We start from the raw sequence: 17,454 nt of genomic DNA on the forward strand, positions 1-17,454 counted from the left end.
GATGATCACGAAGGCAGATAAAAATGTCGTACGTAAAAAGCGTCATGCCCGCGTTCGTAAGAATGTTTTCGGAACAGCTGAACGCCCGCGTTTGAACGTATATCGCTCTAACAAACACATTTATGCTCAGCTAATCAACGATGAAAGCCAAGTAACAGTAGCCAGTGCATCTACTGTAGACAATGACTTCAACCTTGATGCTACAGGCAATGTAGAGGCAGCTCAAAAAGTTGGTGAATTGGTAGCAAAGCGTGCGATTGACAACGGATATAAAGTTGTTGTATTCGACCGTGGAGGTTACTTATATCATGGACGTGTGAAAGCACTAGCTGAAGCCGCTCGCGAAGCCGGCCTAGAATTTTAATAGATAAAGGAGGGACATAAATGATTACAAACATCGACCCTAACAAACTTGATCTTGAAGAACGCGTAGTTACCATCAACCGTGTAGCTAAAGTAGTTAAAGGTGGACGTCGTTTCCGTTTTGCTGCATTGGTTGTAGTAGGAGATAAAAATGGTCACGTAGGTTTCGGTACAGGGAAAGCCCAAGAGGTACCGGAAGCGATCAAGAAAGCCATTGATGATGCTAAGAAAAATCTAATCACAGTACCAGTGAAGAACACGACTATTCCACACGAAATCAACGGACGTTTTGGTGCAGGTAACATTCTTATGAAGCCAGCAGCAGAAGGTACTGGAGTTATCGCTGGTGGACCTGTCCGTGCGGTCCTTGAGCTTGCAGGTGTTCAAGACATCCTTTCTAAGTCACTTGGTTCTAACACACCAATTAACATGGTGCGTGCTACAATCACTGGACTTAGTGAGCTTAAGCGTGCAGAAGACGTCGCTAGACTTCGTGGTAAGTCAGTAGAAGAACTGTAGGATAAGGAGGGAAATAAAATGGCTAAAAAGTTAGAAATTACCCTCACGCGCAGTGTTATTGGTAGACCGCAAGATCAGCGCTCTACTGTCAAGGCGCTAGGTCTGAACAAGATCCGTCAAACTGTCGTACTTGAAGATAACCCAGCGATCCGAGGTATGGCTGATAAGGTGTCTCACCTAGTTTCGGTTAAAGAAGTATAATTCTACAAAAGTTATAAGGAGGTGCAACGCATGAAACTTCATGAACTAAAACCTGCTAAAGGTACTCGTAAAGAACGTAACCGCGTAGGTCGTGGTATGTCATCTGGTAATGGTAAAACTTCCGGGCGTGGTCATAAAGGTCAAGGACAGCGTTCAGGTAGTAAAACTCGCCCAGGTTTCGAGGGTGGTCAAATGCCACTTTTCCAACGCCTTCCAAAGCGTGGTTTCACTAACGTTCACCGTAAGGAATTTGCGATTATTAACCTTGATGCACTGAATCGTTTCGAAGAAGGCACAGAGGTTACTCCTGAGCTATTGCTAGAGTCTGGTGTGGTAAGCAATCAAAAAGCCGGAATCAAAGTACTAGCAAAAGGTTCAATCGAGAAGAAACTTACAGTGAAAGCTCACAAGTTCTCTGCTTCCGCAAAAGAAGCAATTGAAGCAGCGGGCGGTCAAACTGAGGTGATTTAATGTTCCGGACAATCTCCAATTTTATGCGCGTGGGTGATATTCGGCGGAAGATTATTTTCACTTTGTTGATGCTCATTGTTTTTCGCCTGGGGACATTCATCCCGGTTCCTTTTACAAATAGAGAAGCCATCAATTTCATGGATGAACAAAATGCGTTTGGATTTCTAAACACATTTGGGGGCGGGGCATTACAGAATTTCTCCATCTTTGCCATGGGGATCATGCCCTACATCACAGCCTCTATCATCATGCAGTTGTTGCAGATGGACGTTGTTCCTAAGTTTGCGGAGTGGAAGAAACAAGGTGAAGTCGGCCGTCGAAAATTAGCTCAGTTTACCCGCTATGGAACGATCGTTCTCGCTTTTATCCAAGCAATCGGCATGTCTATTGGTTTTAATGCGTTAGCAGGAGGTCAATTGATCGCAGATCCTGGTGTAACGAAATTTTTAATCATTGCCCTTGTTTTGACAGGCGGAACAGCGTTTCTCATGTGGCTTGGTGAGCAAATCACTGCACACGGGGTTGGAAATGGTATTTCCATCCTGATTTTTGCTGGAATCGTCGCTGCAATCCCGACAGGTGTGAACCAGTTGTATGATCAATATATCTCCGGTGCTGGGGATGAATTGTTCATCAACCTCGTGATCATTGCTCTGATTGTACTTGTCATCGTTGCGGTCGTTGTCGGTGTTATTTTCATCCAACAAGCCCTTCGAAAGATTCCTATTCAATATGCAAAACGGTTGGTTAACCGTTCACCTGTAGGTGGGCATTCTACTCACTTACCACTTAAAGTGAATGCTGCAGGGGTAATCCCGGTCATCTTTGCGATATCATTCCTAATCGCACCGCGGACCGTCGCTGGATTATTTGAAGACAGCGAAGTTGCTTCTGTCATTCAATATATATTTGATTATCAGAACTGGCCTGGAATGGTTATCTATGTTGCGTTGATTATCGCCTTCACTTACTTCTATACATTTGTTCAGGTGAACCCCGAGCAAATGGCTGAAAACTTGAAGAAACAAGGTGGATATATCCCGGGGATTCGTCCTGGTGCAAATACTGAAACGTACTTGACGCGTGTCATGTATCGTTTGACGTTCGTAGGATCCATCTTCCTAGCAGCTGTGTCCATTCTTCCGATAGTCTTGGGTTCTGCTGCGCAGTTGCCGCCAAGCATACAAATCGGAGGAACCGGCTTGCTCATCGTCGTAGGGGTCGCCCTTCAAATGATGAAACAGCTTGAAAGTCAGCTGGTGAAACGCCACTATCAAGGATTCATTAAATAATTAGTGTTAAAGCTAATGAATAAATGAGAGCGAGGGGAAGACGTTGAATTTAATTCTGATGGGTCTCCCTGGTGCCGGAAAAGGTACTCAGGCTGAGAAGATAGTCGAAAAATATGACATCCCTCATATCTCAACAGGAGATATGTTCCGTTTAGCTATCAAAGAAGGAACAGCACTGGGCAAAGAAGCTAAATCCTATATGGATAAAGGTGAATTGGTTCCTGATAAAGTAACAATCGGAATCGTTCGCGAGCGTCTAAGCAAACCCGATTGTCAAAAAGGATTCCTATTAGATGGGTTTCCAAGAACGATCGCTCAAGCAGAAGCCCTTGAGAATCTCTTGACTGATATGGAAGATTCATTGGATTATGTTCTCCATATCGATGTTCCTAAGGAGCAGCTCATCGAGCGTCTCACTGGACGACGCATCTGTCCGACATGCGGTGCTACGTATCACGTTGTCTTTAACCCACCAAAGGAAGATGGCAAATGTGATCATGATGGCTCTGAGTTGATTCAACGTGAAGACGATCAACCGGAAACCGTAAGAAAACGCCTGGAGGTCAATGTAGAGCAATCACAACCTCTTCTTGATTTCTACCAAGAGAAAGGGTACTTGGTATCATTCGAAGGTGATAAAGATATCAACGAAGTATTCCAAGACATCGATCACAAGCTGGGAGAGCTAGCTTAATGATTATTTGTAAGACTCCGCGGGAATTAGATATTATGCGTGAAGCAGGGCGAATCGTTGCCTTGGCGCACCAAAAGATGGAAGAAAATATTCAACCGGGTATAACAACTGGAGAATTGGATAAGATTGCTGATAAATTCATACGCAGTATGGATGCAATCCCATCTTTTAAAGGTTATAATGGATTCCGTGGAAGTATCTGTGCATCTGTCAACGAAGAACTTGTTCATGGAATTCCTGGAGACAGGGTCCTGAACGAAGGTGATATTATCAGCATCGATATTGGTGCCAAATATAAAGGTTATCATGGTGACTCAGCTTGGACTTATCCAGTCGGCGCCGTAGATTACAAAACGATGGAGTTGCTGAGAGTTACTGAACAATCACTGTTTAAAGGACTTGATGAAGCAAAACCAGGTGTACGCCTTTCAAATATATCCCATGCCATTCAAAGTTACGTCGAGCCTGAGGGCTTTTCGATTGTAAGGGAGTACGTCGGGCACGGAGTAGGGCAGGAGCTTCATGAGGATCCCCAAATTCCTCATTATGGCCCGCCAAACAAAGGTCCACGTCTTAAACCTGGGATGGTGTTGGCTGTAGAGCCGATGGTGAACGCAGGCACTCGTTATGTGAAGACGCTTGACGATCAATGGACGGTAGTCACTCAAGATGGTAAAGCGTGTGCGCATTTTGAGCACACCATTGCAATTACGGAGGAAGGATATGAAATCCTTACAAAATCCTAAATGAAGGTGATCGTTTTTGAACGAATCTGAGTCGAGTCCGCGAATAGGTCAAATTGTTCGTATTGTGCAGGGGCGAGAGGCAGGACAGTACGCGGTAGTGATCGATGTGCTGGATGGCCGCTTTGTGCTGCTTGCCGACGGAGAGAAACGTAAGTATGATCGACCAAAGAAAAAGAATTTGCAACATGTTGAGCTTATGGATTTCATCTCTCCGGAAGTCCAGGACAGCCTTCTGGAAACTGGTCGTGTCACAAATGGCAAGCTTCGATTTGCCGTATCAAAATATGTCAATGAAGCAGTGACTGATTTGAAGAAGGGAGATCAACTCGATGGCGAAAGACGATGTAATTGAAGTAGAAGGGACCGTCGTTGAAACCTTACCGAATGCACAGTTCAAGGTTGAACTCGAGAACGGTCACTCCGTTTTAGCTCACGTTTCTGGTAAAATTCGTATGCACTTCATTCGAATCTTGCCTGGAGACAAGGTAACGGTAGAACTTTCCCCTTATGACTTAACTAAAGGACGTATTACGTACCGTTATAAATAAAACTCCGATCTTAAAGGAGGTATGGATGATGAAGGTAAGGCCTTCTGTAAAACCAATTTGCGAAAAATGCAAAGTCATCAAACGTAAAGGTAAAGTCATGGTTATCTGTGAAAACCCTAAGCATAAACAAAAACAAGGTTAAAACTGAAGGAGGTGCACGTAACTTATGGCACGTATTGCAGGTGTAGATATTCCTCGTGATAAGCGAGTAGTCGTATCCCTAACTTACGTTTACGGTATCGGTAAATCCCTTGCCAAAGACGTACTAGCTGAAGCTGGTGTTTCTGAAGATACTCGCGTTCGCGACCTTACAGAAGACGAACTAGCTAAAATTCGTCAAGCAGTGGAACAACATAACACGGAAGGTGATCTTCGCCGTGAGAACTCTCTTAATATCAAGCGTTTGATTGAGATTGGTTCTTATCGCGGTATCCGTCACCGTCGTGGACTTCCACTTCGCGGTCAAAAGACGAAAAACAACTCTCGTACACGTAAAGGCCCACGTCGTACCGTGGCTAACAAACGTAAATAATAAGTAACACAAAGGAGGTAAGCTAACTATATGGCACGTAAAGGAAACACTCGTAGTCGTAAGCGTCGCGTGAAAAAGAATATAGAGTCCGGTGTGGCACACATCCGTTCTACTTTCAACAACACAATCGTAACGGTCACCGATGTTCAAGGTAACGTAATCGCATGGAGCAGTGCTGGATCCCTTGGTTTCAAAGGTTCCCGTAAGTCTACTCCATTTGCTGCTCAAATGGCTTCTGAAGCTGCAGCAAAAGACGCTATGGACAACGGTATGAAAACTTTAGAAGTAACAGTAAAAGGCCCTGGTGCTGGTCGTGAAGCAGCGATCCGTTCTCTGCAGGCAGCAGGTCTTGAAATTACGGCAATCCGTGACGTAACGCCAGTACCACACAATGGTTGCCGCCCACCAAAACGTCGTCGCGTATAATAGTTCTGAATAGAATTTGTCACCCTGTCTATAATGGGTTATGATAGCTTTTAATCAGCAACGCCGTAGACAGAAAAAATATGCAGTTGTCTTTTTATCGGGACTGCCTACCTGAGGAATTTCGGTTAGACCTATTGTCTAACCGGGGTTTCGACGTTTTGAAGGAGGGTTTAGTGTAAATGATCGAAATTGAAAAGCCAAAGATTGAAACGGTCGAGATCAGCGATGAGTCTACTTTTGGTAAGTTCGTCGTAGAACCGCTTGAGCGTGGGTATGGTACAACTCTAGGGAACTCCTTGCGTCGTATCCTATTATCCTCACTTCCCGGCTCTGCTGTCACATCAGTTCAAATTGATGGTGTACTTCATGAGTTTTCAACAATCGAAGGTGTCGTCGAGGACGTAACAACTGTCATTCTAAATCTAAAGAAACTAGCTTTGAAGGTTTATTCTGAAGAAGAGAAGACTTTGGAGATTGATGTACAGGGTGAAGGAAAAGTTACAGCGGCTGACATTACGCACGACAGTGATGTAGAAGTTCTGAATCCAGGCCTTCACATCGCGACACTGGATAGTAATTCCAGCTTCCGTGCTCGTATTACAGCAGAACGCGGCCGAGGATATCGTCCGGCTGAAGGAAATAACCATGAGGATCAACCAATCGGCGTAATTCCAGTTGACTCTATTTTTACGCCTGTATCCCGTGTGACGTATCAAGTAGAGAACACTAGAATCGGTCAAACATCTAACTTTGATAAGTTGACGTTGGATGTATGGACGGATGGCAGCATTCGTCCGGAAGAAGCGATCTCTCTTGGGGCTAAAATCTATATGGAACACCTCAATATCTTTGTAGGCTTGACAGATGAAGCTCAAAAAGCTGAAATCATGGTTGAAAAAGAAGAGGACCAAAAAGAAAAAGTTCTAGAAATGACGATCGAAGAACTTGACCTTTCTGTCCGTTCTTACAACTGCTTGAAACGCGCTGGTATCAACACAGTGCAGGAGCTTGCGAATAAGTCTGAAGAAGACATGATGAAGGTGCGTAACCTTGGTCGCAAGTCACTTGAAGAAGTGAAGCACAAGTTGGACGATTTGGGCTTAGGTCTAAGAAAAGACGATTAATTGATAGAACGCATCTAAGAGATTCAGATAAGGGAGGGATTATCAATGGCTAGAAAACTAGGACGTACAACAGATCAGCGTATGGCGCTACTTCGTAACTTAGCGACAGACTTGATCATTCACGAACGTTTGGAAACAACAGAAGCTAAAGCGAAAGAGCTACGTTCTGTTGTAGAAAAAATGATTACACTAGGGAAACGCGGCGATCTACATGCCCGTCGCCAAGCTGAATCATTCCTTTACAGTGCGCAAGCTGATGAAGAAGGCGAGAAGACTGCTTTGCAAAAGCTATTCTCTGACATCGGCCCACGCTATGAGGACCGTCAAGGTGGTTATACTCGCGTACTTAAGCTCGGCGAGCGTAAAGGTGATGGAGCTAAAATGGCGATCATTGAACTAGTTTAATGAATACCATCAGGGTAAAAGGGCAGGACTGAATCTCATCGCGAGGTTGCATCCAGCCCTTTTTTTATTGTCTAGGAATTAAAAGTACTTCATGGAATGATTTCAGATAACTTCTTTATTGAACAATGATGACATACAGTAGGAGCCCTACGAGGGGAGTCAGGTACCTTGTACTATTGATTCACCTCCTGATGCGAAAAGCTTTGCGTATCGAATCGATCATAGGAATGGTTCAATAGGAAATAGTGTCGTATTTCCTGGGAAATAGTCAGTTGAGCAGAGGAGGAACACAGATGGAAGAGAGACAAGTTGAGTTTCGCAATGTATCTTTTCGTTACCAAGAAGATATGCCGTGGGTCTTGAAAAATGTAAACTTCACTATAGGTCCGGATGAATGGGTAGCGATTATCGGTCATAATGGTTCTGGTAAATCGACAATCGCAAAGTTAATGAACGGGCTTTTATTTCCACAAGAAGGGGAAGTATATGTTGGCGGGACGAAAGTGAATGCTGATACGGTTTGGGATGTCAGAAAACAGGTAGGAATGGTTTTTCAAAACCCTGACAATCAGTTCGTCGGAACTACGGTAAGGGATGATGTAGCATTTGGGATGGAGAATCATGGAATGCCTCGTGATCTAATGGTTAACCGTATTCAGCAAAGCCTTAAAGCTGTCCGTATGGAGAAATTTGAACGTCATGAACCTCACAGGCTTTCAGGAGGACAAAAGCAGCGTATCGCAATAGCAGGTGTGTTGGCTGTATCTCCAGAGTTTATCATTCTTGATGAAGCTACAGCGATGCTAGACCCTAAGGGCAGAAAAGAGATTATGCAGACTGTTAGCGATGTACAGCAGGAGAGAGACCTTTCCCTGATCACCATTACCCATGATCTTCAAGAGGTAACGATGGCTTCTAGAGTCATTGTTATGAACGGGGGAGAAATATGGATGGAAGGTAGCCCGCGTGATGTATTCTCAAAAAAAGATCATTTGACCGAAATTGGCTTGGACACTCCATTTGTCAGTAAAATGGCTGATCACCTGAAAAAAGAAGGTGTGAGGCTTTCTCGTGAGCCACTCAATCACCAGGAGTTGTTGGAGGATTTATGCATATCTCGTTCGACCATGTAAGTTATATCTATCAACCAAACAGTCCGTTTGAGCATAGGGCTCTTGAGGACCTGACCTTTTCCATTGAATCAGGCTCGTTTGTTGCTGTCATTGGCCATACCGGTTCAGGGAAGTCGACGCTTATTCAACATTTGAACGGGTTGTTACAGCCTACAGAAGGTGTTATTCATATCGGCGACTATACTCTCAAAGCAGGTGAAAAAAATAAGCATTTACGCGAACTAAGAGAAAAGGTAGGCGTAGTTTTTCAATATCCAGAGCATCAGTTATTTGAGGAGACAGTCGCGAAGGACATCGCTTTTGGTCCTCAAAACTTTGGGGTGGACCAAAAGGAAATCGATCGCCGTATTAATGAGGCCGTCAAAGCTACAAAACTTCCTGAAGCACTCCTGGATCGTTCTCCTTTTGATCTAAGTGGTGGCCAAATGCGCAGGGTAGCGATTTCTGGTGTTCTTGCTATGGAGCCGAAAGTTCTGGTTTTGGACGAACCGACAGCAGGTCTCGACCCAAGTGGTCAAAAACAAATCATGGATATGTTTTATGATCTCCATAAGGAAAAAGAGCTGACAACGGTTTTGGTTACCCACAGCATGGAAGATGCCCTGTCGTACGCAGATTATATTCTTATTATGAATCATGGGAAGTTATATAGAGAAGGCACGCCTTTAGAACTTTTCCAACAAGAGGACGTTCTGGAAGCTGTCCAGCTTGACGTTCCCGAAGTTATTGCCTTTTTAACAAAAGCCAAGAAAGAATACGGCATTAATCTTGAATACAAAGGGCAGTCTTTAGCTGAGTTAGCAAAAGAATTAGCCCATCAACTGAGAGGGGGCAGCGATCATGAGTAGTTCAATGATTATAGGGCAGTATATCCCGGCTGATTCCGTGATCCACCGCCTGGACCCTCGCTCCAAAATTGCTATCATTTTCTTTTATGTAGTGATCGTATTTTTTGCTAACTCTGCTATGAGTTACGGAGTACTTGCCCTGTTTGCTGTCGGCAGTGCTTTTCTATCACAAGTCCCTTTCCGATATATTCTAAAAGGGTTAAAGCCGGTATGGTTTTTGATCCTATTTACATTTCTTCTTCATTTGTTTGTAACCCGTGAAGGGGATGTGGCTTTTTCCATTTTTGGCTGGGATGTCTACAAGGAAGGCCTTGTCCAAGGGGGGGCTATTTCTTTGAGGTTTTTCCTGCTTATTCTGGTAACGTCCCTTCTCACGTTAACCACAACCCCTATTGAGATCACGGATGCTATCGAGGAGTTGTTGGGACCTTTAAAGAAAGTGAAATTCCCGGTCCACGAACTGGCATTAATGATGTCTATTTCTCTTCGGTTTATTCCAACATTGATGCAGGAGACAGAAAAAATATCAAAAGCTCAAGCCTCCCGAGGAGTAGACTTCCGCACAGGAGCATTTAAGGACCGTGTGAAGGCTGTTGTTCCGCTTTTAGTGCCATTATTCGTCAGCGCTTTTAAACGTGCTGAGGAGCTCGCTATGGCGATGGAGGCGCGTGGTTATCAGGGTGGGGAAGGCAGGACGAAACTGAGGGAATTACAAATCACCAAAATTGATGTGTATTTGTATATAGTTTTCGTTTTATTAGTTATGGCCTTATTTATGACTCGGAACTAACATGGAGGATAGAGTGATGAAAAGGATCCGTATGGTCATTCGTTATGATGGAACAAATTATTCCGGCTACCAGGTCCAGCCTAATGGAAATACCATTCAGGCCGAACTTGAAAAGGCACTTAGGAAGATGCATAAAGGACAGTTAATTAAAGTCACAGCCTCTGGGCGGACGGATGCGCGTGTTCATGCGATTGGTCAGGTGATCCATTTTGATACTCCGCTTCAGATTCCCATAGGCAACTGGAAGCGAGCGTTGAACTCCCTTTTGCCTGAGGATATTCAAGTCTCCTCTGTCGACCAAGCAGCGGATGATTTTCATGCAAGGTATGATACGAGTGGAAAAGAGTACCGTTATTATGTCCGGAATCATCAGGAGCCGGATCCCTTCAGGAGAAATTATACCTACCACGTAAAAGCAGCCATAGACATAGATGCTATAAAGGCAGCGTGCCGTTACCTTGAAGGGGAGCATGATTTCACCTCGTTCTGTTCCCCGAAAACCGATATAAAGGGAAGTAAAGTGCGAACCATTTATCAGGCCGATGTTAGCAAGCGGGGAGATGAAGTGATCTTCATCTTCCGAGGTTCGGGGTTTCTCTATAACATGGTGCGGATTCTTGTTGGCACTTTATTAGAAGTCGGGCGGAAAGAACGGAGACCTGAGGACATACAGAGAATCATTGCAGCCAAAGACAGGATTGCAGCTGGTAAGACAGCTCCACCGCAAGGCCTGTTCTTGTGGAAAGTGTTTTATTAGAGTTTTTTTCAAGGGAATGTCCAAAACCTTAAAAAAACAACGAATCCAGGTGTGCATTCCCTTGACATTTAGTTGTGGGGTGTTATATTATATTCTATGGCATTTTATTTCTGTACCACGATTAGCCCCGGAAAACTAATCGTATTTGAGATAAATGATAAAGAAGCAACGAAGTCTATGTGAAATCAAACAATTCAGGAGGGAAACCGACATGCGCACAACTTTCATGGCAAATGAAAACAACGTTGAACGTAAATGGTATGTTGTGGATGCTGCAGGGCAAACACTTGGCCGTTTAGCGAGCGAAGTTGCTGCGATCCTTCGCGGTAAAAATAAACCAACATACACACCACATGTTGACACTGGTGATCATGTTATCATCATCAACGCTGGTGAGATCGAACTAACAGGTAACAAAATCAACGATAAGATCTATTATCGTCACTCTAACCATGTAGGTGGTTTGAAATCCCGTACAGCTAACGAAATGCGTACGAAATACCCTGAGCAAATGCTAGAGCTTGCTGTAAAAGGTATGCTTCCAAAAGGAAGTCTTGGACGTAAAATGGGCAAGAAACTTCATGTTTACGCTGGATCTGAACACAAACATGAAGCACAAAAACCAGAAGTTTATGAACTTCGCGGATAATTAAAGGAGGTAATCAAGTGGCACAAGTACAATACTCCGGTACTGGTCGTCGTAAGAGCTCAACAGCTCGTGTACGTCTTGTTCCAGGAACTGGTCGTGTAGTAGTAAACAAACGTGATGCTGAAGACTTTTTCCCATATGAAACCCTTCGTGTAATTCTTAAGCAGCCTCTAGCTGTGACAGAAACAGAAGGTAATTATGATGTATATGTAAATGTAGATGGTGGTGGATTCACAGGACAAGCTGGCGCAATCCGTCACGGAATCGCTCGTGCATTGTTACAAGCGGATCCTGAATACCGTACGCCATTGAAACGCGCAGGTCTATTGACTCGTGACGCACGTATGAAAGAGCGTAAGAAATACGGTCTTAAAGGTGCCCGTCGCGCGCCACAATTCTCCAAGCGTTAATCTTTGCACTTACAAGAGGACTCTCAACCAAGAAGGTTGGGAGTCTTTTTTTGTGGGCTGGGAAATATGAAAAATGTAGAGTTCATTTATTAAGAGGATGTCCTTCATGTTCTAGCATCGATCCCAGGCCTGACGATTTAAAAAGAATAAAACAATTGGGTTAAGAAGAAGAGAGGAAGGTAGGTCTTTTTTATAATGGTTCCATCTCTAAATCATACCTGGTTGCTGGTTTAACTTCTTTCAATGAAAGATCTGGTTTAAGCCTCACATATTTGCCCGTCTTGTCCCATATATTCAGAAAGGGAGGAGTATAAGGGAGTGTGAGGCATGCCAAAACGAAGAGTAAAGACATTTTTGTGGCTCGTTGGGATCATTGTTCTAGTCTGTGCTGTTTCCTATCCGATTCAAGAAGCGAAAGATGCGTGGACCGTTTGGTCATCCCCTTTATCTGGTAAGGTCATTGTATTAGATCCTGGTCATGGAGGACCTGACGCTGGCGCTTCCGGCAAAGACGGGACTGAAGAGAAAGTGATTACATTACAAATGGCTGAATACCTTCGTGATTATTTGCAGCAAGCGGGGGCGCTTGTATACTTAACTCGTGATGATGACAATGACCTTGCGTCAGATGAAGCAGAAAGGGCAAGACGTAGACAAGCAGAAGATGTTAGGAATAGAGTTCAATATATCGAAGAAAAAGAAGCGGACTTATACATCAGTTTGCATTTGAACGCCATTCCTTCTGAAAAGTGGAGCGGAGCGCAGACCTTTTATTACCCTAAGAATTCAGAGAGTAAAAACCTAGCGAAATTTGTCCAATCTGAAATTAGGGAGAATGTAGGGAATACAGACCGTGGCGCCTTCGGCTTATCGAATATATTTATACTAAAGCATGCAAAAGCTCCCGGTGTTTTAGTAGAAGCAGGATTTTTATCTAATCCTCAGGAACGTGAATTACTAAAGAATGATGATTATCAAAGGAAAATGTCAGCCTCTATATACCAGGGTATACTTCGTTATGTCACGGAAAGAGAAATGTCTTCCGAAGACTGATTAAAGCAAATCACTTAGAAAGCGTTTCATATATGTTATACTGGCATTACAGAAACATTTTCTAAGGATGGTGACCGGCTTGTTAACAGAAGCAAAAGTACTAGATATCCTTCATTCAATCGAGGATCCGTTTTTACATAAAACGTTGGAAGAGACCGGTGGAGTCGAAGAGATTAAGATCAAGGAAGAAAAAAATCATGTCAGTGTAAAAATTTTGATTGGAAAAACGAATACAGCTGAACAGATGGAATTGCAGCAGAAAATTGTAAATGAGCTGAAAAGTGGCGGGGCAGCAACGGTAGGGCTGCGCTTTGATCAACTGCCTGATGAGGTTATCCAAAAGTTGCAGCCTGCAGCGGAACAGGAGCAGGAGGCTTCACTTCTTGGCGGTAACACAGGTACGAAGTTTATTTCCATTGCCAGTGGGAAAGGCGGCGTAGGGAAATCGACGGTTACGGTCAATCTGGCTGTTGCGTTAACTCGTCTCGGTAAGAAAGTTGGAATTATTGACGCGGATATATATGGGTTCAGCGTTCCTGATATGATGGGGGTAGAGGAACGTCCAGTTGTACGCGGTGAAAAAATTATTCCCGTAGAGCGATTTGGAGTTAAATTGGTTTCTATGGGTTTCTTTGTTGAAGATAACTCTCCAATTATTTGGCGAGGTCCGATGCTGGGTAAGATGTTAACAAGCTTTTTTAAAGAAGTAGAGTGGGGAGATTTAGATTATCTTCTTCTCGATTTACCTCCAGGAACAGGTGATGTGGCTCTAGATGTGCATTCCATGCTTCCATCCTCTAAAGAGATTATTGTTACAACTCCACACCCGACGGCGGCATTTGTTGCCGCGCGTGCAGGACAGATGGCTCTAAAAACGGACCACGAAATTCTGGGTGTCGTCGAAAACATGGCTTATTTCGAGAGTAAAGAGACGGGGAACAAAGAATTTGTGTTTGGCCGCGGAGGCGGAGTGAAGCTTGCTGATACGCTTAAAACAGGTGTATTAGGTCATATCCCTCTTCAGCAGCCTTATGAAGAAGAAGATGTATTTGCACCATCAGTTTATCAGTCCGATCACCCGATCGGTGTTATATACCGAAACATGGCAGCGAAAGTAATCGATAAATATTAAAATAAAACACGCACTCCTTCTTAGAGGAGTGCGTGTTTTTTTATGATGCTGATCCGCCTTCTTGCTCTTTTCCTTGATCACCACCGCCATTACTCCCGGATTGTTCCTGGCTGCTTTGTCCACTTTTTTCTGATGAGCCTGATCCTCCGCCGCTACTTTGCATTTTTTCAGCGGCTTTTAATAATGTTTCGCTCATCTTAGCTTGGAATACAGGGCTGTTTAATGTTTCTTCGATCGTCTTCTGGAGATGTGATCGGAATTGCTGTCCCTCCATGACGGTAACCATTTCATTCATCATTTCAGGGTTTTTATAAAGTTCAATCATTAACTTCTGGTATTCAGCATCTTTCATTAAACCCTTCATCAGCTTCTTTTGCTGTTCTTCAAGGACTTTGCTGAATTCTTGGACGAATTTCGGATCAGAGAATAATTTACTCCAAAAAGCTTTTCCTTCTTCTGAGACAAGCGTCTTTTGGACAGCTTGTGAGACAACTTCTGACTCAAGGGCCATGGATTGTTGCATTTTCTCATCAGAAAGAACTTCAGTCATTGCCTTTTTTCCGTCGTCCGATTTAAGAATGTCAACGATCATTTTCTTTGTGGTATCATAATCCGTCTGTTCACTTGCGTTTGAGGCGCCGTTGCATGCGGCAAGTAATACAAGGATCAGGACGGGACATAATAATCGGAGTTTGGACATTGCGCATGTCCCCTTTCTTAAGTTCTCCTTACGTTTACTATCTGCGTTTCGACAAAATTTATGCGACCGGAGGAAAAAAGAATGGCTTCGTGGTAAAATACGATGGAGAAGTCTTTTGTATAATAGGGGGAACTTTCGTGAATAGTCGTAAATGGGTAAGGTTGTTTTTGACAACTTTATGGATCGGCGGTCTCACTACGTTGATCATAAGCTTCATCTTCAAATATGATTCCTATGCTGAAGTGATGCAGCCTTTCCAACTCTTTGAGCTCATTGGTTTATTGTTATTTTTCTCTGGACTTGGATTTATATTCAGCGTCATAAGTCAGATGGGCTTTTTCGCTTATTTAACCGTTAATCAATTTGGAAAAGGCATGTTCCGCTCCTTGTGGAGTCCTGTACAAGTCTTTTTGATTGCTTTTACATTGTTTGATTTAGTGTATTTTCGATACCGGGCAGCGGAGGGCGCAACGATTTGGCCATTTCTATGGACAGCACTCGGGCTGTTAGCTCTTTCCTTGATCATTGCTTATGTTAAAGCGAAGGAAACTAAACCACATGCATTTATTCCGGCCTTGTTTTTCATGGTTGTTGTTACAAGCGTTGAATGGGTACCGGCTCTCCGGGCGCAAGGAAGTGATTACGTTTGGTTGATGATTATTCCTTTATTTATCTGTAATGCCTATCAATTAATCCTTCTTCATCGCCTAACTCATTCATCTGAAACAGCCGCGTAACCTAAACATGTATAATAGCCAGCTTGTAGAGAATCCCTTTTTCTCTGCAAGCTTTTTTAATGTAGGCCATTTATAACTTTAATGATTTTGGGAAAAAATAAAACTAAAGCCAGCCACGAATACGCGGTGCTTTAGTTTTAATGGAACTAATTGGACTGTTCCTTCGCTCGTTTTACTTTCGGTGAACAGCACTCTATTCAATTTGTGTTGTCTCTGATTCACCGCCGCTGACAAGTTCGGTAATACTGACAAATTTCAGCCCTTTCTGTTTTAAGCCTGGGAGAATGACTTCAAGAGCTTTAGCCGTTTGTTTAACGGAGTCAGAAGCGTGCATCAAAATAATATCTCCTTTGGAACCTTCGTTTAAAACAGCGTCGATGATATTATTTGTCCCAGGATTCTCCCAATCACGTGGATTAATGCTCCATTGAACCGCCTGCATCCCTTGATTCTCAATCATTGTTAAAACTTCCTTATCCATATGTCCATGAGGAGGGCGGATCCATTTAATATCTTCAAATCCTAATTTCTCAAATGCTTCCTTAGCTTGGTTGATATCTGATCGTACCTGCTCAGGTTTCCGTTCAAGGTAACTTTCGTATTTATAACCCATCATTCCGATTTCATGCTTTCCCTCGTGAATTTCCTTTATGATGTCCGGATGGCGCTCGGCCCATTCACCACTAATGAAAAAGGTCGCCTGAGCCTTATGGGCTTCCAATTGCTTCAGTACCTCATGCACTTTTTCAGTTCCCCAGCTTATATTAAATGTAAGAGCAACGTGTGAACGGTCCTCGCTACCTTGTGTTAATGCACGAGGCTCGCCTTCATTTGAAAAGACAGGAAGCTGGCTCCATTGACCTACCCATAATAAAAGAGCGCAAAAAAATGCCAAAGCAACTACAACTCCATATCGTTTAAAGCGTTCAGCTTTCATGAAATAGAAACTCATCACACAGTTCACCTTCCTTCCAATATGTTCTATACATATGAAAAAAAGGACAACCTATGCTAAAAACAATGAAATTAGGGTAAAAATAAAGAGAGTCGTTCAAGGGAGGTCCTTTTAAATGCACGGATTAATTATTAGTGAACAAGAGCGTCGTGAAATGGAATACTTGTTAAAGAGGGAAATGGAAGAAATCACGTTTGACCTTGGAGACCATAGGATCGACCAAGGCTTGAAAAGAGCAATGGAAGAAAGGTACGAAGTGTTGTTTCATGTTTTCCGCAGATTCGCAACAAGAGAAGAATGCCTACAATATATGCCCCGTAAAAAGAAACAGAACTAATTAAATAGAAAACGGAGCCCTGACGGAGAATCAGGGCTTTTATACGATTTGAATTGGGCTATGAAATAGTTTTTAAATGAATTTCATAAAAAGCATTGCATTTCTTTTTCATTCTATGCTATATTATTAAACGTTGTCGGGAAAACAAAAAACGCAATCATCAAAATAACTTTTAAAAAGTTATTGACACTTTGAATTAAAGGTGATAAATTAGTATTTGTCGCAAAAACGACAGCAAAAAAACATCACAAAAAAAGTTGTTGACACAAGCAACTCGGTGTGGTAAGATGGTTAAGTCGCTAACAAAGCGGACGAAACATTTGATCTTTGAAAACTGAACGAACCAACCAGTACGTCAAACATTTCTTCTTATATAGAAGAGATTTTAAACAAGCACATTCGGTGTGCAAATGAGCAAGTCAAACTTAACTTTTATGGAGAGTTTGATCCTGGCTCAGGACGAACGCTGGCGGCGTGCCTAATACATGCAAGTCGAGCGCGGGAAGCGAGTGGATCCCTTCGGGGTGAAGCTCGTGGAACGAGCGGCGGACGGGTGAGTAACACGTGGGCAACCTGCCTGTAAGACCGGAATAACCCCGGGAAACCGGGGCTAATGCTGGGTAATACTTTTC

Annotated in this window: 26 protein-coding genes and 1 rRNA gene; 25 read left to right on the plus strand and 2 right to left on the minus strand. The window is 43.3% G+C overall.

Features of this window, described 5'->3' with window-relative positions; all coding sequences use genetic code 11:
- The first annotated feature begins 1 nt into the window (after nucleotide 1).
- The 22 genes from rplR to salA all read left to right on the plus strand — a co-directional run bounded on the left by rplR (nucleotide 2) and on the right by salA (nucleotide 14,093).
- Nucleotides 2-364, plus strand: coding sequence for a 50S ribosomal protein L18 (gene rplR, locus BLW54_RS18635; RefSeq protein WP_074736217.1), 363 nt, complete (start codon nucleotides 2-4; stop codon nucleotides 362-364).
- 23 nt (nucleotides 365-387) lie between these two features.
- The gene (gene rpsE / locus BLW54_RS18640) at nucleotides 388-882 is read left to right on the plus strand and encodes a 30S ribosomal protein S5 (protein ID WP_331280833.1); all 495 of its coding nucleotides are present in this window, start codon (nucleotides 388-390) and stop codon (nucleotides 880-882) included.
- Between the two features lie 18 nt (nucleotides 883-900).
- Nucleotides 901-1,083, plus strand: coding sequence for a 50S ribosomal protein L30 (rpmD, locus tag BLW54_RS18645; RefSeq protein ID WP_035511665.1), 183 nt, complete (start codon nucleotides 901-903; stop codon nucleotides 1,081-1,083).
- Between the two features lie 30 nt (nucleotides 1,084-1,113).
- Nucleotides 1,114-1,554, plus strand: coding sequence for a 50S ribosomal protein L15 (rplO, locus tag BLW54_RS18650; RefSeq protein WP_035511663.1), 441 nt, complete (start codon nucleotides 1,114-1,116; stop codon nucleotides 1,552-1,554).
- On the plus strand, nucleotides 1,554-2,846 hold the full coding sequence (gene secY, locus BLW54_RS18655; RefSeq protein WP_035511661.1) for a preprotein translocase subunit SecY: 1,293 nt from the start codon (nucleotides 1,554-1,556) through the stop codon (nucleotides 2,844-2,846). Before rplO ends, secY begins: the two co-directional genes overlap by 1 nt.
- A gap of 43 nt (nucleotides 2,847-2,889) precedes the next feature.
- On the plus strand, nucleotides 2,890-3,540 hold the full coding sequence (locus tag BLW54_RS18660) for an adenylate kinase (protein WP_035511659.1): 651 nt from the start codon (nucleotides 2,890-2,892) through the stop codon (nucleotides 3,538-3,540).
- On the plus strand, nucleotides 3,540-4,286 hold the full coding sequence (map, locus tag BLW54_RS18665) for a type I methionyl aminopeptidase (RefSeq protein WP_074736219.1): 747 nt from the start codon (nucleotides 3,540-3,542) through the stop codon (nucleotides 4,284-4,286). The genes BLW54_RS18660 and map overlap by 1 nt, the downstream gene beginning before the upstream one ends.
- Before the next feature lie 16 nt (nucleotides 4,287-4,302).
- Nucleotides 4,303-4,638, plus strand: a complete 336-nt coding sequence (locus BLW54_RS18670; protein WP_035511657.1) for a KOW domain-containing RNA-binding protein — start codon at nucleotides 4,303-4,305, stop codon at nucleotides 4,636-4,638.
- Nucleotides 4,616-4,834 (plus strand): translation initiation factor IF-1, encoded by a 219-nt coding sequence (infA, locus tag BLW54_RS18675; protein WP_008636026.1) that lies wholly within the window; start codon nucleotides 4,616-4,618, stop codon nucleotides 4,832-4,834. Before BLW54_RS18670 ends, infA begins: the two co-directional genes overlap by 23 nt.
- Before the next feature lie 28 nt (nucleotides 4,835-4,862).
- Nucleotides 4,863-4,976: a 50S ribosomal protein L36 gene (gene rpmJ / locus BLW54_RS18680; RefSeq protein ID WP_002509257.1), complete on the plus strand. Its 114-nt coding sequence runs from the start codon at nucleotides 4,863-4,865 to the stop codon at nucleotides 4,974-4,976.
- Nucleotides 4,977-5,000: 24 nt separating this feature from the next.
- Complete coding sequence (gene rpsM / locus BLW54_RS18685) at nucleotides 5,001-5,366, plus strand: 30S ribosomal protein S13 (protein ID WP_035511652.1); 366 nt, start codon at nucleotides 5,001-5,003, stop codon at nucleotides 5,364-5,366.
- 30 nt (nucleotides 5,367-5,396) lie between these two features.
- Nucleotides 5,397-5,792, plus strand: a complete 396-nt coding sequence (gene rpsK, locus BLW54_RS18690; RefSeq protein ID WP_074736221.1) for a 30S ribosomal protein S11 — start codon at nucleotides 5,397-5,399, stop codon at nucleotides 5,790-5,792.
- A 179-nt stretch (nucleotides 5,793-5,971) separates the two neighbouring features.
- Nucleotides 5,972-6,916: a DNA-directed RNA polymerase subunit alpha gene (locus tag BLW54_RS18695; protein WP_035511649.1), complete on the plus strand. Its 945-nt coding sequence runs from the start codon at nucleotides 5,972-5,974 to the stop codon at nucleotides 6,914-6,916.
- 45 nt (nucleotides 6,917-6,961) lie between these two features.
- On the plus strand, nucleotides 6,962-7,321 hold the full coding sequence (gene rplQ, locus BLW54_RS18700) for a 50S ribosomal protein L17 (RefSeq protein WP_035511648.1): 360 nt from the start codon (nucleotides 6,962-6,964) through the stop codon (nucleotides 7,319-7,321).
- A gap of 293 nt (nucleotides 7,322-7,614) precedes the next feature.
- On the plus strand, nucleotides 7,615-8,454 hold the full coding sequence (locus BLW54_RS18705; protein ID WP_074736223.1) for an energy-coupling factor ABC transporter ATP-binding protein: 840 nt from the start codon (nucleotides 7,615-7,617) through the stop codon (nucleotides 8,452-8,454).
- On the plus strand, nucleotides 8,430-9,302 hold the full coding sequence (locus BLW54_RS18710) for an energy-coupling factor ABC transporter ATP-binding protein (protein WP_035511644.1): 873 nt from the start codon (nucleotides 8,430-8,432) through the stop codon (nucleotides 9,300-9,302). The genes BLW54_RS18705 and BLW54_RS18710 overlap by 25 nt, the downstream gene beginning before the upstream one ends.
- The gene (locus BLW54_RS18715; protein ID WP_035511642.1) at nucleotides 9,295-10,092 is read left to right on the plus strand and encodes an energy-coupling factor transporter transmembrane component T family protein; all 798 of its coding nucleotides are present in this window, start codon (nucleotides 9,295-9,297) and stop codon (nucleotides 10,090-10,092) included. The genes BLW54_RS18710 and BLW54_RS18715 overlap by 8 nt, the downstream gene beginning before the upstream one ends.
- A 16-nt stretch (nucleotides 10,093-10,108) precedes the next feature.
- Nucleotides 10,109-10,849, plus strand: a complete 741-nt coding sequence (gene truA, locus BLW54_RS18720) for a tRNA pseudouridine(38-40) synthase TruA (protein ID WP_035511641.1) — start codon at nucleotides 10,109-10,111, stop codon at nucleotides 10,847-10,849.
- A 211-nt stretch (nucleotides 10,850-11,060) separates the two neighbouring features.
- Nucleotides 11,061-11,498 carry a 50S ribosomal protein L13 gene (gene rplM / locus BLW54_RS18725; RefSeq protein ID WP_035511639.1) on the plus strand — a complete coding sequence of 146 codons (438 nt, stop codon included), beginning with the start codon at nucleotides 11,061-11,063 and terminating at the stop codon, nucleotides 11,496-11,498.
- A gap of 17 nt (nucleotides 11,499-11,515) precedes the next feature.
- The gene (rpsI, locus tag BLW54_RS18730) at nucleotides 11,516-11,908 is read left to right on the plus strand and encodes a 30S ribosomal protein S9 (RefSeq protein WP_035511637.1); all 393 of its coding nucleotides are present in this window, start codon (nucleotides 11,516-11,518) and stop codon (nucleotides 11,906-11,908) included.
- Nucleotides 11,909-12,235: 327 nt separating this feature from the next.
- Nucleotides 12,236-12,961, plus strand: coding sequence for an N-acetylmuramoyl-L-alanine amidase CwlD (gene cwlD / locus BLW54_RS18735; protein WP_035511635.1), 726 nt, complete (start codon nucleotides 12,236-12,238; stop codon nucleotides 12,959-12,961).
- 79 nt (nucleotides 12,962-13,040) lie between these two features.
- Entirely contained in the window at nucleotides 13,041-14,093 is a 1,053-nt protein-coding gene (gene salA, locus BLW54_RS18740) for an iron-sulfur carrier protein/transcriptional regulator SalA (protein WP_035511633.1), read from the plus strand.
- A gap of 40 nt (nucleotides 14,094-14,133) precedes the next feature.
- Here salA and gerD read toward each other — a convergent pair whose 3' ends face one another.
- Entirely contained in the window at nucleotides 14,134-14,793 is a 660-nt protein-coding gene (gene gerD / locus BLW54_RS18745; protein ID WP_035511632.1) for a spore germination lipoprotein GerD, read from the minus strand.
- A gap of 137 nt (nucleotides 14,794-14,930) precedes the next feature.
- Between gerD and BLW54_RS18750 the strand changes: the two genes are divergently transcribed.
- On the plus strand, nucleotides 14,931-15,530 hold the full coding sequence (locus tag BLW54_RS18750; protein WP_035511739.1) for a KinB-signaling pathway activation protein: 600 nt from the start codon (nucleotides 14,931-14,933) through the stop codon (nucleotides 15,528-15,530).
- A gap of 193 nt (nucleotides 15,531-15,723) precedes the next feature.
- On the opposite strand, the gene pdaB is transcribed toward BLW54_RS18750, so the two are convergent.
- Nucleotides 15,724-16,482: a polysaccharide deacetylase family sporulation protein PdaB gene (pdaB, locus tag BLW54_RS18755; protein ID WP_074736225.1), complete on the minus strand. Its 759-nt coding sequence runs from the start codon at nucleotides 16,480-16,482 to the stop codon at nucleotides 15,724-15,726.
- Between the two features lie 118 nt (nucleotides 16,483-16,600).
- Between pdaB and BLW54_RS18760 the strand changes: the two genes are divergently transcribed.
- Both BLW54_RS18760 and BLW54_RS18765 read left to right on the plus strand, forming a co-directional pair.
- Nucleotides 16,601-16,822: a hypothetical protein gene (locus tag BLW54_RS18760; RefSeq protein WP_074736227.1), complete on the plus strand. Its 222-nt coding sequence runs from the start codon at nucleotides 16,601-16,603 to the stop codon at nucleotides 16,820-16,822.
- Nucleotides 16,823-17,253: 431 nt separating this feature from the next.
- Nucleotides 17,254-17,454, plus strand: a 16S ribosomal RNA gene (locus tag BLW54_RS18765); the annotation flags it as partial.

The sequence above is a fragment of the Halobacillus karajensis genome, from assembly GCF_900108515.1.
Classification (GTDB): domain Bacteria; phylum Bacillota; class Bacilli; order Bacillales; family Halobacillaceae; genus Halobacillus; species Halobacillus karajensis.

Coding starts and splice junctions, on each gene's coding strand:
- rpsK (WP_074736221.1), top strand. CDS start 5,397: ATGGCACGTAAAGGAAACACTCGTAGTCGTAAGCGTCGCGTGAAAAAG.
- map (WP_074736219.1), top strand. CDS start 3,540: ATGATTATTTGTAAGACTCCGCGGGAATTAGATATTATGCGTGAAGCA.
- rpsM (WP_035511652.1), top strand. CDS start 5,001: ATGGCACGTATTGCAGGTGTAGATATTCCTCGTGATAAGCGAGTAGTC.
- rplQ (WP_035511648.1), top strand. CDS start 6,962: ATGGCTAGAAAACTAGGACGTACAACAGATCAGCGTATGGCGCTACTT.
- rpmJ (WP_002509257.1), top strand. CDS start 4,863: ATGAAGGTAAGGCCTTCTGTAAAACCAATTTGCGAAAAATGCAAAGTC.
- infA (WP_008636026.1), top strand. CDS start 4,616: ATGGCGAAAGACGATGTAATTGAAGTAGAAGGGACCGTCGTTGAAACC.
- gerD (WP_035511632.1), bottom strand. CDS start 14,793: ATGTCCAAACTCCGATTATTATGTCCCGTCCTGATCCTTGTATTACTT.
- BLW54_RS18710 (WP_035511644.1), top strand. CDS start 8,430: ATGCATATCTCGTTCGACCATGTAAGTTATATCTATCAACCAAACAGT.
- cwlD (WP_035511635.1), top strand. CDS start 12,236: ATGCCAAAACGAAGAGTAAAGACATTTTTGTGGCTCGTTGGGATCATT.
- BLW54_RS18760 (WP_074736227.1), top strand. CDS start 16,601: ATGCACGGATTAATTATTAGTGAACAAGAGCGTCGTGAAATGGAATAC.
- BLW54_RS18705 (WP_074736223.1), top strand. CDS start 7,615: ATGGAAGAGAGACAAGTTGAGTTTCGCAATGTATCTTTTCGTTACCAA.
- rplM (WP_035511639.1), top strand. CDS start 11,061: ATGCGCACAACTTTCATGGCAAATGAAAACAACGTTGAACGTAAATGG.
- rplO (WP_035511663.1), top strand. CDS start 1,114: ATGAAACTTCATGAACTAAAACCTGCTAAAGGTACTCGTAAAGAACGT.
- BLW54_RS18695 (WP_035511649.1), top strand. CDS start 5,972: ATGATCGAAATTGAAAAGCCAAAGATTGAAACGGTCGAGATCAGCGAT.
- BLW54_RS18715 (WP_035511642.1), top strand. CDS start 9,295: ATGAGTAGTTCAATGATTATAGGGCAGTATATCCCGGCTGATTCCGTG.
- pdaB (WP_074736225.1), bottom strand. CDS start 16,482: ATGAGTTTCTATTTCATGAAAGCTGAACGCTTTAAACGATATGGAGTT.
- rplR (WP_074736217.1), top strand. CDS start 2: ATGATCACGAAGGCAGATAAAAATGTCGTACGTAAAAAGCGTCATGCC.
- truA (WP_035511641.1), top strand. CDS start 10,109: ATGAAAAGGATCCGTATGGTCATTCGTTATGATGGAACAAATTATTCC.
- secY (WP_035511661.1), top strand. CDS start 1,554: ATGTTCCGGACAATCTCCAATTTTATGCGCGTGGGTGATATTCGGCGG.
- rpmD (WP_035511665.1), top strand. CDS start 901: ATGGCTAAAAAGTTAGAAATTACCCTCACGCGCAGTGTTATTGGTAGA.